Annotated in this window: 13 protein-coding genes; 2 read left to right on the top strand and 11 right to left on the bottom strand. The window is 55.5% G+C overall.

What is annotated here, in order from left to right; translation table 11 throughout:
- Positions 1–133: 133 nt before the first annotated feature.
- Entirely contained in the window at positions 134–538 is a 405-nt protein-coding gene (locus SYC_RS10600) for a DUF3291 domain-containing protein (RefSeq protein ID WP_011244300.1), read from the top strand.
- A gap of 42 nt (positions 539–580) precedes the next feature.
- Here the strand turns inward: SYC_RS10600 and SYC_RS10605 are convergent, their stop codons facing one another.
- From SYC_RS10605 to rfbC, 5 genes are read right to left on the bottom strand one after another with little or no spacing between them, the layout of a single operon-like run.
- Positions 581–820, bottom strand: coding sequence for a 2Fe-2S iron-sulfur cluster-binding protein (locus SYC_RS10605; protein ID WP_011244301.1), 240 nt, complete (start codon positions 818–820; stop codon positions 581–583).
- An 11-nt stretch (positions 821–831) separates the two neighbouring features.
- Positions 832–1,716 (bottom strand): glucose-1-phosphate thymidylyltransferase RfbA, encoded by an 885-nt coding sequence (gene rfbA / locus SYC_RS10610; protein WP_011244302.1) that lies wholly within the window; start codon positions 1,714–1,716, stop codon positions 832–834.
- The gene (gene rfbB, locus SYC_RS10615; protein WP_011244303.1) at positions 1,713–2,786 is read right to left on the bottom strand and encodes a dTDP-glucose 4,6-dehydratase; all 1,074 of its coding nucleotides are present in this window, start codon (positions 2,784–2,786) and stop codon (positions 1,713–1,715) included. Before rfbB ends, rfbA begins: the two co-directional genes overlap by 4 nt.
- The gene (gene rfbD, locus SYC_RS10620) at positions 2,783–3,652 is read right to left on the bottom strand and encodes a dTDP-4-dehydrorhamnose reductase (RefSeq protein WP_011244304.1); all 870 of its coding nucleotides are present in this window, start codon (positions 3,650–3,652) and stop codon (positions 2,783–2,785) included. The genes rfbB and rfbD overlap by 4 nt, the downstream gene beginning before the upstream one ends.
- On the bottom strand, positions 3,649–4,200 hold the full coding sequence (gene rfbC, locus SYC_RS10625; protein WP_011244305.1) for a dTDP-4-dehydrorhamnose 3,5-epimerase: 552 nt from the start codon (positions 4,198–4,200) through the stop codon (positions 3,649–3,651). The genes rfbD and rfbC overlap by 4 nt, the downstream gene beginning before the upstream one ends.
- Before the next feature lie 65 nt (positions 4,201–4,265).
- On the opposite strand from rfbC, the gene SYC_RS10630 reads away from it, so the two are divergent.
- Positions 4,266–5,186: a DUF1853 family protein gene (locus SYC_RS10630; protein ID WP_041677032.1), complete on the top strand. Its 921-nt coding sequence runs from the start codon at positions 4,266–4,268 to the stop codon at positions 5,184–5,186.
- A gap of 9 nt (positions 5,187–5,195) precedes the next feature.
- Here SYC_RS10630 and SYC_RS10635 read toward each other — a convergent pair whose 3' ends face one another.
- The 6 genes from SYC_RS10635 to SYC_RS10660 form a co-directional block, all read right to left on the bottom strand.
- Positions 5,196–7,190, bottom strand: a complete 1,995-nt coding sequence (locus SYC_RS10635) for a diguanylate cyclase domain-containing protein (RefSeq protein WP_011244307.1) — start codon at positions 7,188–7,190, stop codon at positions 5,196–5,198.
- Positions 7,191–7,418: 228 nt separating this feature from the next.
- Positions 7,419–7,802 carry a hypothetical protein gene (locus SYC_RS10640; RefSeq protein WP_011244308.1) on the bottom strand — a complete coding sequence of 128 codons (384 nt, stop codon included), beginning with the start codon at positions 7,800–7,802 and terminating at the stop codon, positions 7,419–7,421.
- Between the two features lie 244 nt (positions 7,803–8,046).
- Complete coding sequence (locus SYC_RS10645; protein WP_011244309.1) at positions 8,047–8,448, bottom strand: fasciclin domain-containing protein; 402 nt, start codon at positions 8,446–8,448, stop codon at positions 8,047–8,049.
- Between the two features lie 46 nt (positions 8,449–8,494).
- On the bottom strand, positions 8,495–9,787 hold the full coding sequence (locus tag SYC_RS10650; RefSeq protein ID WP_011244310.1) for a CO2 hydration protein: 1,293 nt from the start codon (positions 9,785–9,787) through the stop codon (positions 8,495–8,497).
- A gap of 48 nt (positions 9,788–9,835) precedes the next feature.
- Entirely contained in the window at positions 9,836–11,377 is a 1,542-nt protein-coding gene (ndhD3, locus tag SYC_RS10655; RefSeq protein WP_011244311.1) for a proton-translocating NADH-quinone oxidoreductase subunit NdhD3, read from the bottom strand.
- 11 nt (positions 11,378–11,388) lie between these two features.
- Entirely contained in the window at positions 11,389–13,227 is a 1,839-nt protein-coding gene (locus SYC_RS10660; RefSeq protein WP_011244312.1) for an NAD(P)H-quinone oxidoreductase subunit F, read from the bottom strand.
- Positions 13,228–13,272 lie beyond the last annotated feature (45 nt).

The raw sequence follows: 13,272 nt of genomic DNA on the forward strand, positions 1-13,272 counted from the left end.
TCATTAACTACGATACCGCTCTGCACTGAATGACCTCGAGCTGAGTGGAAGGTAGCTCGCCGCCGATGATAATGGCGCCTCTGGAAGAGTTTGGCTAAGCTGTGGACGGCGATCGCGGTTGTCTGTCTGTGCTATGCCCTTGATTTCGGTGACCCGACTCAAGCTTAGAAATGTTCTTTATTTGCCCCGCTTGCTTCCCTTCTCGTTGCGATCGACGTGGCAGGCTAAACGAGCGCCTGGCAATCTGGGCGTTAAGCTGTTGCAGGATCGTAACTTGGCTTTTTGGACCTGCACCGCTTGGACGGATGAAGGAGCCATGCGTCGGTTCATGAGAGCGGATGCCCACGGGCAGGCCATGACGAAATTGATGGATTGGTGCAGCGAAGCCTCAGTCGTCCATTGGCAGCAGGATCAGCCAGACTTGCCCGACTGGCAGGAAGCTCACCGCCGCATGATCGCGGAGGGGCGCCCCTCCAAAGTGAACCATCCTTCGGCTGCCCACCAAGCATTTCAGGTCGATCCGCCGCGCCGCGCCTAGCTCAGTGACTGCGGTCGCGCTGTCTTGCATCATTGCTTCGCTCTACCAGCCCGGATCGCTGGCACAGTCCACGGTGATCTCACCCGAGGCGGCATCGGGAATCGCAGTGATACAGCCGCAGACTGGCTCGCCATCGAGGTCAACCTCGCAAGCATGACAGGAGCCCATCAGGCAGCCGGTGGGAATCCGTAAACCGGCTCGCTGCGCCACATTGAGTAGGGGTTCACCCACTTCAGCGGCCACGCGCACATCGTCGGGTAAGAAATGCACCGTAATCGTCATAGGGCGATCGCTTAGAGAGGATTGTGCAAGAGGTCCAGTAGATACTGGCCATAGCCATTTTTACGGAGTGGCTCAGCTAACTGCTCAAGCTGGGTAGCCGTAATCCAGCCCTGGCGATAGGCGATTTCTTCCGGGCAGGCGATCTTGAGCCCCTGCCGTTTTTCCAGTGTCTGGATAAAACTGGCGGCATCGAGCAGGCTGTCGTGGGTGCCGGTGTCCAGCCAAGCCATCCCGCGCCCGAGCAGTTCCACCCGCAGGTGACCCCGCTGAAGGTACGCATTGTTGAGGTCGGTGATCTCTAGCTCTCCTCGGGTTGAGGGTCGGACTTGCTTTGCTAGCTCTACGACCTGCTGATCGTAGAAGTAGAGTCCCGTGACGGCATAGCGCGATCGCGGTTTCTTGGGCTTCTCTTCAATCGAAAGCACCCGCTGCTGGGCATCGAATTCTACAACGCCATAGCGCTCTGGATCGGCAACGCCGTAGGCAAAAACGGTTGCCCCCTGCGAACGCTGACTGGCTTGCTGGAGTTGTACCGCCAGATCGTCACCATGAAAAAGGTTGTCGCCCAGAATCAGAGCGGCGGGTGAGCCATTCAGGAATGATTCGCCAATCAAAAAGGCTTGCGCCAGACCTTCGGGAGCCGGCTGAATGGCATAGCTCAGCGAGAGTCCCCAGCGATCGCCGTTGCCCAAGAGCTGCGCAAAACGATCGGTGTCTTGGGGGGTGGAGATAATCAAAATCTCACGAATGCCACTCAACATCAGCGTGCTGAGCGGGTAGTAAATCATCGGCTTGTCATAGACCGGCAGCAGCTGTTTGGAGACTGCATAGGTGGCGGGATAGAGCCGAGTGCCAGATCCACCCGCCAGAATGATGCCGCGCCGTGCCTCGGTCATACTGTGGTTTCCTGCTCCTGTGTCAAGCCGAGGCGGCCACCATCATAGCCACTGCGTTGTCGGACTTTTTGGCACCAATCCAGATAATTGAGATACCAGCAAACCGTTTTGCGTAGACCCGTTTCAAAACTTTCTTGGGGTTGCCAACCGAGCTCACGCTCAATGCGGCTGGCATCGATCGCGTAGCGGCGATCGTGGCCGGGGCGATCGCGGACAAATTCCATCTGTTGGCGATAGGACTGCGATCGCGGCTTGAGTTCGTCCAACAGATCGCAAATCGTCTCAACGACTTGGAGATTGGTCCGTTCGTTAAAGCCGCCGATGTTGTAGGTCTCGCCGATCTGTCCTTTTAGTAAGACTTGTTCTAGGGCGCGGGTGTGATCTTCCACGTAGAGCCAGTCGCGGATATTGCCGCCGTTGCCGTAGATCGGCAGTGGATTACCGGCGATCGCATTGAGGATGATTACAGGGATCAGCTTTTCAGGAAACTGCCATGGGCCGTAGTTGTTGGAGCAATTCGTGACCAAAACTGGCAGGCCATAGGTGTGATGCCAAGCCCGCACGAGATGATCGGAACTGGCTTTGCTTGCCGAGTAGGGCGATCGCGGATCGTAGCGAGTTGCTTCAGTGAAAAGTCCAGTCTCGCCGAGGCTGCCATAGACCTCATCGGTAGAGATGTGATGAAAGCGAAAAGTCTGTTGCTCTGACTCTGATAATTCTTGCCAGTAACGGCGGGCAGCTTCTAGCAGATTAAAAGTGCCGAGGATATTACTTTCGATAAAGGGGCGGGGTGAATCGATGGAGCGATCGACGTGGGATTCCGCCGCCAAATGCATGACGGCAGTCGGTTGATAGGTCTGGAAAATTCGCGTCAGTGCAGCTTCATCCAGCAAATCAACTTGTTCAAAGACATAGCGATCGCTGTCCTCAAAGGGTTGCAACGAGGTCAGATCGCTGGCATAGCTCAGTTTATCGAGGTTGATAATCCGAGCATCAAGGCGAGTGGTCAACAAGTGTCGAATCAAGGCTGAGCCGATAAAGCCAGCACCACCCGTAATCAAAATCTTCATTGGTTCTTTGCAACTTGCGTCAGCATTTGAGCCAAGGCATGGCGCCAGTGTAGGGGATCGTGGCCAATCGCTCGATTAAAGTCGGCACAATCCAGCACGCTATAGGCCGGGCGGGTGGCTGGGGTCGGGTAGTCACTGCTGGGAATGGCAGCGATCGGGACTGCCTGCTGAAGTAATCCCAGCTCTAGGGCAAGGTCTTGAATGGCTACGGCAAAGTCATACCAACTGGCTACACCGGCATCGGTGCAGTGGTGAATTCCCATGAGGTTCTGGGCGATCGCTTGCCAAAGAGCAGCGGCCAAACTATCAGTCCAGGTGGGTGTCCCAACCTGATCCCAGACGACAGTGAGGTGATCGCGTTCTGCCATCAAGCGCAGCATCGTGGTGACAAAGTTGCGGCCACCTAGTCCATAAACCCAAGCTGTGCGTACAATCAGCGATCGCTCGGGCAGAAACTGTAGGATTGCTTCTTCAGCGGCAGCTTTGGTTGTGCCATAGACGCTCAAGGGCTGGCGTTCAGCATCGGTTGGATAAGGCCGATTGCGATCGCCATTAAAAACAAAATCTGTCGAGATTTGCAGTAAATTTCCACCCGTTTCAGCCAAACTTTCGGCCAGAATTCTGACTGAATTGCTGTTGATTGCTATCGCCAGGGCTGGCTCAGATTCTGCTCGATCGACAGTGGTATAAGCACCGGCATTAATTACCCAGTCAGGACGAAGGGTCTGAATGGCTGCGCGGATCGCAGACTCGTCACTGAGATCGAGTTGCTGGCGACCGCAGGCAATCAGATCGACCCCATCAGGATGCGATCGCTGGAGGGCTTGCCCGACCTGTCCAGCAGCCCCTGTCAGTAAAACCTTCATATGAATACCTCCGCTTCCAAGAGGTTAACGGCGGCGGCATCCTTGGCAGAGAGTTGCGGTTGCTGGCCGGCTGCTAAGGGCCAGTCGATTGCGATCGCCGGATCATCCCAGCGGAGCGATCGCTCGTGAGTAGGTGCGTAGTAATCAGTCGTTTTGTAGAGCACTTCAGCGCTCTCAGAGAGCACCAGGAAGCCATGGGCAAAGCCAGGGGGAACCCAGAGCTGACGATGATTGTCTGCAGACAGCCGCTCCCCAACCCACTGGCCAAATTGGGGTGAACTCTGGCGTAGATCGACGGCAACATCGAAGATTTCACCGACTACACAGCGGACTAATTTGCCCTGTGCCTGCTGGATTTGATAGTGCAATCCCCGCAGTACGCCCTGTTGCGATCGCGAATGATTGTCTTGGACAAAGGTCACATTTAGACCCGTTAGCTCGGCAAAGGTGCGAGCGTTGAAGCTTTCCAAGAAGAACCCACGATCGTCCCCAAAAACCTTGGGCTCCAAAATGCAGACATCAGCGAGAGCGGTGTGGCGGATCTGCATAGCTTCCCTTCGGAGCGATCGTTGGTGAACATACCACTAACACCGCTGCAGCTTCGAGTGTGTTCATGTCATCTTCTGCCTCCCTGATTTGGCCGCGCGAGTTGGCAGATGTCCTCTGGCTCCTGCAAAGTCCAGCCATCATTCGCCGTGATCGCTATCCCTTGGTGGGTGATGCACGCTTGTATTTGGCGGGTCGGCAGCTCCGAGCCCAGTGGCAAGACCAAGATCGCGATCGCTTAGCGGCTGAAGCAGCAGCTTGGGTTGCAGCGCAACCTCGCACCTATAAATTAGGCATCCGTGCTGAGGCGCTTCTCGTTTGGGCACTGCGTCAGTTGCCGCGCTTTCGTCTTTTGGCGCATCAACTGCAATTGCGCGATGGCTCAACCTGTCTGGGTGAGCTGGATTTCCTGATTGAGGATCGCGCGCTGGGGCGATATGAACATTGGGAATTGGCGCTCAAGTTCTTCGGGTGGAGCGGCGAGCAGTGGATCGGGCCAGATAGCAAAGATCAGCCCACTCAAAAGCTAGAGCGAATGCAGGGGCGTCAGTTGAGTTTGAGCCAAACACCTGCGTTTCAGCAGTGGCTACAGCAGCACCATCCCGCAGCAACCGCTGGGCCTTGGCAGCGGCGTTTACTCTCGCGGGGGTTTGCCTTTATCCCTTGGGGAATGCCTTTTCCAAACAGTCAGCAAGAAGTGTCCCTGCAAGCGCAACAGGGGTGGCTAGTTCATCGCGATCGCCTGCCACCCACAACTGTGTTCCCCTTTGTTCATGGCTGGGTGAGTTTGCCACGGGAGTTGTGGATGTCGCGCTACGTGCACGATCGCGATCGCCATGGCTGCTTGGCGGCAGCTGCCAGCTTACAGGAACTGGAAGCGATCGCCCCTCAAGATGCCGCCCAACTCGTCGTTGGTCTTGGTGTAGGGGGCGTGGAAGTGACACGAGGATTTCTGGTGCATTCTCATTGGCCGCTAGTTGCAATCTAGGCAATTAGACTACGTCGTCTCAAGGAGTCGAACACCCCCCAAACAAACGCGATTGCGTCCTAATTCTTTCGCTTGGTAGAGTGCTTGGTCTGCGGCTCCAATCAGTGCTTCAGGTGACTTATGAGGCGTGGGAACCCAGGTGACGGCTCCTAAACTTAGGCTGACCGACGAGCACACTGATGAACTTCGATGGGGAATTTTGAGCTGCTGAACAGCGGATCGCATCGATTCTGCAATTTGCAATATGCCTTGTTCATTCGTATTAGGTAAAATCACCACAAATTCCTCGCCGCCATAACGGGCAACTAAGTCAGCAGGGCGAGCGATGACTTGAGTGAGCGCAGTGGCAACTGCCTTAAGACAGTCGTCTCCAGCTTGGTGACCGTAGGTATCATTAAATTGCTTAAAGCAATCGATATCAATCAGGATTAATCCTAGGGGATGCTGCTCTCGTATTGCCCGCTGCCATTCGATGTCTAAACACTGATCAAAATGCCGACGATTGGCTAAGCCTGTGAGTCCATCAGATTGGGCCAGTCGCAAGAGCTGTTGATTGGCGGCAGCGAGTTGAGCATAAAGACGGGCTTGCTGGATCGCAATGCCGACCTGAGTGGCTAATTGCTTTAGCAGGTCAATCTCTAGCTTTTCCCAGCGACGAGGTTGTGAGTTTTGGCCAACAATTAAAAGTCCCCACAGTATTTCTTGGGCAAAAATTGGAGCGACAAGACTGGCTCGCAGTTGGAGGCGTTTGAGCAAGGTTGCATTGGTGAGCTCTAAGCCCTGGGCTTGCAGATCGGGAATGGAGTGAATCCGATCGCAACTATAGAAAGTTGGATCAATCTCCTGCAGAATTGCTTCAAGTTCGGCGTTCCCTTGAATCAGAGTTTGGTTAGAGTCAGTTGACTCCGCAGCGATCGCTCCTTGCTGATTTGGCTGAAACCGATAAATAAGCACTCGTTCAGCTTTGAGGAATTGACGAACTTCTGAAACAGTGGTTACCAAGATTTCATCGAGCTGTAGTGATTCTCGAATCCGTTGAGCAGTTCGATTGACCAAGCGTTCGCGATAAATTTGCTGTTGTAAAGCTGCTTTGGCTCGTTTTCGTTCCAGGGCTTTGCGCTCAAGTTTCTCATTGGCTGCATCTAGCGCAACTGTTCGCTCTCCCACCATCTGCTGTAAAGTCTCAATCGTGAGAGTTGCCTCAACGGGATCGATCATATGAATGAGGCTGGTTTGGGTGAGTAGGCCAACCATAATATTGCGCTCGTCAACCACAAGCAGTCGCCGGATCTTGCGAGCTCTCATGTATTGATTAGCTTGCCAAAGCGTATCGCTAGCCTGAATAAAAACTGGCGGTGAACCCATGAAATCAGCAGCTATTGTTTGGCTTAAATCAGCGCCCTGAACTTGCAAATGTAAAATATCGCGTTCAGTGACTAGGCCAATCGGTTTAGGAAAGCCTGAAGGATCTTTCTCCGTAATGACAACACAACTAATTAGGCGATCGCTCATTAATTCAGCTAGCGATAAAGCCGATTGATAGCGGTCAGCACAAATGATCGACTTCACCATCACCTCGGAGACTCGCCACAGCCGTAGTAAATCGATCGGTTTTAATAGCCGCCGAATCCCTTCATAGGTCATGATGCCAATAAGCTGATGGGTGGCATTGACGACCGGCAGATGTCGAACGTTGTACTGACGAAAGAGGTTCAGTGTCCTAATAACGTCGTAAATATCTGATTCTTGAATCGTCGTCACAGTCGAAGTTGCGACCTCTTCAATCGGTGTTGAAGTGATCGTGATTCCGATGGCCGTGAGCCGGACTAAATCCCGCTCTGTGAAAATACCAACAAGGGTTTGATTCGATTCCATCAACAGCACATAGCTGGAATGCTGCCGCTCCATCACTGCCAGAACCTGAGCAACCGGCAAAGTTGGCGCAACTGTGAGTGGCTGCCGATCGATGGCTTCTTCAAGCTCGAACATCGGAATCTTTGTCATCAGACTGTTCCTAGCCCTAGTGCGGTTTGTCGAGGTCTGTCGTGCACGATTCCGTGACAGTCAGTCAGTGTTGATCCCCGTGTCTATCGTTCCCGCTTTGGGCAGTAGAGCGGCTCTCTTATCGATTGTTGACCATGAGCGTGAGGCCTCTCGAGAGTGCTCTCTGAGTGAGGTTGATGGCTGGGGCCGATTAGCTGAAATTTATTTCAATGAAAGTAAACAGATTGTTTAAGTCGTGGGATCCAAGCGATCGCAGGCAAAGTCTTGGCGATCGCCCACTTTCAAAAAGAAGGTGGGATGCTCAGGATCAGTAAGTCCCCAAAACCATTTGTTATCGCTGTAAGTCGGAGCACCGGCAATGTTGGTGCGGGGCAACTGTAAATTCAAGTTGCGCCAACGCAAGACAACAAAGGCTCCGGGCAAAGTTCCAGTCAGCTGATTATTGACCCGTGGGTCATCCACAGGGCCGTTATCGTACAGAGCGACCAGCGGTTCTTGGACACAGCTGTAAGTCACTTCAGTTCTAGCAGCAAGGGCAGTCGGCTGTAGCCCCAGCCAGAGAACCAGGGCGATCGCGATCGCTGCTAGCCGCCCTATCCATCGATCTGCCATGCCTGTTCACTCTCTACTGCGATCGCTGCCTGAGATTCTATCGGTTGCGCTCCCTGAGGGTCGATTCAGGCTGCTCAAGGGAATGTGGTCGCTCAAAAATAACTTTGCTAAAAAAGCACTCAGCTCATGACTGTTCTGAAACAAGCTGAGTGCGCTTAAGGCGGTCGCCTACCTTGATCGTCCGTACTCAAGGAACGATTGAGAGAGGTTTAAATACCTGAGGCTGGAAAGTCAAAAGAATCCGTTAGCCCATTAAAATGACGCGATTCAAGACATGAACAATGCCGTTATCACAGGCAATATCAGCAGACAAAACTGTCGCATTTTTGATTTCAAACGGCTCTGCTCGTCCAATGGGAATTGGTGCGCCTTCTAACGAATCAACTGACGGGCGATCGATCAGGTCTGCTTTGGATAGAGCACCTGCCGTAACGTGAAACTTGAGAATTCGAGCTAGTTGCGGCGGGTTCTGAACCAGCGTTGTCACTGTGCCCGGTGGTAGTGCTGCAAAAGCATCATCGGTAGGTGCAAAGACGGTAAAAGGACCGTCGCTATTGAGTGCATCGACTAAGCCAGCGACTTCAACGGCTGTGAGTAGCGTCTGAAAACAACCCGCCTCGCGGGCAACCTCAAGGATTTTGGCCATGGTGTAGCAAGCCTGGGTGATAAGAAGTCCAGCAGAGCAAAAAAGACTAGCGGTAGTCTTGGCTTTGGATGTCCGGCAGCCGTGCTTCGGGGCGTAGGAAGCGATCCATTTGCGCCTCAAAGAAAGCCCGATTGGCTTGCAGATGCACCGGATCTGTATCGTCCAGCGGATAGAGCAGCGCCGCCCGGAGGGCTTGAATGACAGCGGAGGTGACGTTGTACATCGACCGCTGGAAGGTGACGCCTAGCTGGATCAGAATGTCGTCTTCACCGCGACAGTGTTGCCGATACTCCTCGAGCAAGTAGGGTGGTAAGAAGTGCAACATGTCCTGCATCAGCAGCGTCGGCGGAATGCCGGCGGAACCGACAGGGAAGACGTCTGCATAGAGAATGCCGTAGTGGAAGTCTGCCTGTTGATCAGGCACTTGCTGAGCCTGAGCGTTGTAGGACTTGGTGCCACGGAAGGGGGCTGTGCGGTAGAACACTGCTTCCACGTAGGGCAGAGCTGCTTCATAGAGCCAGGTAAAGCCTGCCGACTTGGGAATAATCTCGAAGCACTCGCCGTTGATGAAGACGTGGTGATAGATCGGACGACCGGCGATCGCAAAAATACCGTTGACGAGGAAGTTCATGGCGTCCGGTACGCCCTTGAAGCCGCCTTCATCGTAGATGTCGCTCATCTCGAAGAAGACCGGCGCCATCACTTCCCAGAACAATCCGAGGTTGGCGGTGTAGGAGAGCATCCGCACTTGCTCGAGGAACATCTCGGGGAAGAGCTTGTATAACCCCAGCATGAGCGGGTTGCCCTGGAAGTAGGCCCGGATGGCGCGATCGGCGTTTTGGCGGTACTCCTCACTTTCGAGGTAGTCATTGAAGCGTCCGCCCATGCCTTGGTGCCAAAGCATGGCGTCCATGCAGGCTTCGGCAAACTCCATGTTGACGCGATCGTGCCAGAGGTGATGCAGCCACTTGGGCAGTTTGCGCTTCAGTTCACCCTTCTGCATGAATTCCAGCAGCTCGGGGTGCGCTGTGGCAGGACCCCGCCAAATCCGGAGGTCAGCGTTGTCACCGGCGTAGGAGTTGGGGCGATCGAGATACTCCTGCGAGATGAAGTACTTGAAAGCCGGAATGGGGTTGAGAAACACCTGCTCAGCGATGTAGAGCAAGTCCCGCCAGTAGAAGTCCATCGGCACGGCGTAGGCCTTGTAGATGCCGATGATCTGCTTGAGGTTATCGGGCGTGTCCGGCAGCATTGAGCCGCCAGCTTCAAGCCGATGGATCACCTCAGCAAAGCGGTGCTGAGAAGGGGGCAGGGGGGTGGTACGGGTTGTGACGGTCATTGCAGCATGCCTCGGAAGGTAGGGAGCGGTGGAAGACGCCAGAGTCCGTTACTGCAGGACGGCGGACAACGAAGGGGTTGGGAAGACGGGGGTCGATCGCGATCGCCCTTCCGCGATCGTGGATTGAAGCGGTTGGGGCAGGTGAGCAGCGATCGCCAGACTGCTGCTTTCGCTCCAGCGCACCAAGCCTTGCGGAGCCAGCCCTAACGCCATCACAGTGAGTGCAAGGACAACTGCCGGCCAGCGTTCGCTCACCGTCACTGGACGCCAGCGAGCTTCTTGGTTATCGAGTTTGCCAAAGCAAGCGCGGTTGATCAGGCTGACAAAGTAGACCGCAGTCAGCCCCGATGCAGCGATACAACCGACGGTCGCCCAAGGGAAGATGGCGAAGCTGCCTTGAAAGATCAGGAACTCTGCCACAAAGCCGACGAGTCCGGGGATTCCAGCGCTGGCCATGGCAGCCAAGAGCAACAGACCCGCCGTAAGCGGTAGACCGCGAATCGGATTGAGTAGACCTGAGAGTTGATCGCGATCGCGGCGACCCGTGACCCGCTCGATCGTGCCGACAAGCTGGAACAACAGCGCCAAAATTAAGCCGTGAGCAACCATTTGCGCGATCGCCCTTTGCAGAGCCAAGGGAGTACCAGCCGCGAGCGCCAGCAGCAGAGTCCCCATGTGGCCGATGGAGCTAAAGGCTACCAAGCGTTGCAGGTCAGTCTGACGCAGGGCGTTGAGGCTGCCGTAGAGAGCGGTCACGGCAGCGAGCACAGCCAGGCTCGGTGCAATCAGAGACCAGGCTTCGGGGAAGAAGCTGCAGCCAAACCGGAACAGACCATAGCCGCCCAGTTTGGCGATCGCGCCACCCAAGAGCATGGCGATCGCCGGGGATGCTTGACCGTAGGCCGCAGGTTGCCAGCTGTGGAAGGGTACCAACGGCAGCTTGATCGCGAAGGCAGCGACAAACAGCAGCAGCAGGGGTAGCTGCAGGGCCAAGGGCAGCTCAATCGTCTGGAGCTGATCAAAGGCAAAGCTAAAGGGTTGGCTGCTCAGGACGGCGGTCGCGATTGCCCCCAATAGCAGCAAGATGCCAGAAATGGCCGTGAAAATCAGGAAGCGCGTTGCGGCAGGACCCCGTTGTTCTCCCCCCCAGATTGAGATCAGGAGGTACATCGGAATCAGTTCCAGCTCATAGCCGAGTACAAACAGCAGCAAGTCACGAGACAGCAGCGCGATCGCCATGCCTGCAGCCGCCAGAAAAATCAGGCTGTAGCAGAGGCGCGGACGCGTTTGATCGGTGGGACTCGACGCGATTGCCAGCAGGGTGAGCAAGCTAGAGAGCAGCAATAGCGGCAGCGAAAGACCATCGAGGCCTAGGCTGAAATGAATTCCGAGGGAGGGCAGCCATCCCCAGTCGATCGCCTGTTGCGGTTCGGCGACTGCCGGGTCAAAGCCCATCAACAAACTGCCCGACAGCACCAAAATGGCACTGGCTGCTGCAATTGCCCAGCGACGGATTTGAGCGCTGTCCTGACTGCCCAAGGACAGTAGGGAAGCTCCAAGGATCGCTGTAATTAAAAGCACCAACATCATGTCATTTCCTCCTAAAGCAGACCGAGGACGAAAGACTGCCGCAGGAACGGCATCAGGAAGAAGACACTGCCCACCGCGATCGCGAGCAACATCGTCAAGGCATAGCCCTGGGTGCGCCCGGAAACGTTGTAGCGCAGGCCTTGGCCGCTACCGAGGGTGATCAGACCCATCAGCGTGGCGGTGCCATCAACGATCGTGCGATCGAGGAATTGCAGGACGGTCGCCACGAAGCTGACACTCGCGACAATCGTGCGGCGATAAAGGATTGGCGTGTAGAAGTCCTGGGCAAAGAAGTTTTGTAAGCCTTGCCAAGGCAGTTGGACCGGTTGATTACGAGCCGGTCCATAGTGGACAACGGTGCCCGTTGCCACCCCAACCAAGCTGGCCCAGACCAAAGGAATTGCCAGATTGTTCAACTGGGGCAAGAGGCCAGCCTGAGCTAGCAAGATCGGCAAGTGTAGTGTCAATCCAGCCAGGACCAGCATCGGCAGCACCATCAGCCAAAGCACCTCCGCCGATCGCACCGACATTGCCTTGCTCGGGCCGCCCCAGACGCGGGCGAAGATCCGAGCGAGACCAAAACCGACAGCAGCCAAGACAAAGACCAGGACAATTACCAGCCAAGGTGAAACTGGCCAGAGACCTTCGGCCATACCTAACCAAGCCCAGAACCCACCGAATGGAGGCATGGCCAGCAGCGACAGACCGCCCAAGGCAAAGGCCAGCGCCGGCAGCGGACGACGGGACCAGAGACCCCCCAACTGAGTGATGTCTTGGCTGATGTTGCGAATCACAATGGTGCCGACGCTCATCATCAACAGCGCCATCGATAGGCTATAGACCAGCAAGAGCCGCTCGGCTGCGATGGTTTGACCGGCACCCACGGCGATGAAGACGAGGCCCATCCAGGTGCTGACAAGGTAGGACAGCGCCCGTTTGACATCCACCTGGGCGATCGCAATCAAGCTGGCGCAGATGGCAGTGACGACCCCGACGCTAATCAGCAGGGTTTCGGCAACAGGTACTGCTGCGATGATCGGCTGGATGCGAATCAGCACCCAAGCCCCAGAGACAACGACGATCGCGTTCCGCAGGATAGTCGAGGGCAAAGGCCCCTCCATGGCTTCATCGAGCCAGAGGTGGAAGGGGAATTGCGCACATTTACCCAAGGGGCCGGCAATCAACGCGATCGCGATCGCGGTTAGAGCCAGAGAAGGTTCCGCTGTCGAGGCCCATTCAGCCAGTTGGTCAAAGTTCCAAGTCCCTGCCAGCGGCAGCAGCCCCAAGACGCCAACCAGCAGGATCAAGTCTCCAATCCGCTTGGTCAAGAACGCATCGCGTGCGCCGGTCAGAACCAACGGCTGGTTGTACCAATAGCCAACGATCAGGTAGGTCCCCAGCGTCAACATCTCGAGGATGACGTAGCTGAAGAAGAGCGAGTCGCAGAGTACCAAACCGCTCAACCCCGCCTCGAACAGACTGAGGTAGCCAAAGAAGCGCGCCCAGCCCCAGTCCCGCTTTAGGTAGCCAATGGCATAGATCTGGGAGAACCAGGTCAGCCCGGTGATTACAGTCAAGGCAACTAGGGCCGCTGTCGTGCTGGACCAATCAAAGCTCAACTCGAAGCCCACGGTGTTGAGCCAGCGGAAGGAGCCTTGTGCGGGTTGCATTGCCCAGAGCGCCAACAGGGAATGCAGAAAGGCAACACCACTGGCAATAACGTTGACATAGCCAGACGGACGCGGCCCGGTCAGGCGAATCAGCCCAGGAGACCACAGCAAGGAAGCGATCGCGCCGAATAGGGAGTAGCCAGGAATCAGCCAGACGCTCTGGCTGGCAGCAGAAAGCATCACAACCTCCAAGGTGCGGAACTAGACCCCTCTGCAAAACCAGAG

It is taken from the genome of Synechococcus elongatus PCC 6301 (genome assembly GCF_000010065.1).
Classification (GTDB): domain Bacteria; phylum Cyanobacteriota; class Cyanobacteriia; order Synechococcales; family Synechococcaceae; genus Synechococcus; species Synechococcus elongatus.

Bases quoted from the DNA above. Each gene is read 5' to 3' on its own strand.
- SYC_RS10600 (WP_011244300.1), top strand. From the start codon at position 134: ATGCCCTTGATTTCGGTGACCCGACTCAAGCTTAGAAATGTTCTTTAT.
- SYC_RS10605 (WP_011244301.1), bottom strand. From the start codon at position 820: ATGACGATTACGGTGCATTTCTTACCCGACGATGTGCGCGTGGCCGCT.
- rfbA (WP_011244302.1), bottom strand. From the start codon at position 1,716: ATGACCGAGGCACGGCGCGGCATCATTCTGGCGGGTGGATCTGGCACT.
- rfbB (WP_011244303.1), bottom strand. From the start codon at position 2,786: ATGAAGATTTTGATTACGGGTGGTGCTGGCTTTATCGGCTCAGCCTTG.
- rfbD (WP_011244304.1), bottom strand. From the start codon at position 3,652: ATGAAGGTTTTACTGACAGGGGCTGCTGGACAGGTCGGGCAAGCCCTC.
- rfbC (WP_011244305.1), bottom strand. From the start codon at position 4,200: ATGCAGATCCGCCACACCGCTCTCGCTGATGTCTGCATTTTGGAGCCC.
- SYC_RS10630 (WP_041677032.1), top strand. From the start codon at position 4,266: ATGTCATCTTCTGCCTCCCTGATTTGGCCGCGCGAGTTGGCAGATGTC.
- SYC_RS10635 (WP_011244307.1), bottom strand. From the start codon at position 7,190: ATGACAAAGATTCCGATGTTCGAGCTTGAAGAAGCCATCGATCGGCAG.
- SYC_RS10640 (WP_011244308.1), bottom strand. From the start codon at position 7,802: ATGGCAGATCGATGGATAGGGCGGCTAGCAGCGATCGCGATCGCCCTG.
- SYC_RS10645 (WP_011244309.1), bottom strand. From the start codon at position 8,448: ATGGCCAAAATCCTTGAGGTTGCCCGCGAGGCGGGTTGTTTTCAGACG.
- SYC_RS10650 (WP_011244310.1), bottom strand. From the start codon at position 9,787: ATGACCGTCACAACCCGTACCACCCCCCTGCCCCCTTCTCAGCACCGC.
- ndhD3 (WP_011244311.1), bottom strand. From the start codon at position 11,377: ATGATGTTGGTGCTTTTAATTACAGCGATCCTTGGAGCTTCCCTACTG.
- SYC_RS10660 (WP_011244312.1), bottom strand. From the start codon at position 13,227: ATGCTTTCTGCTGCCAGCCAGAGCGTCTGGCTGATTCCTGGCTACTCC.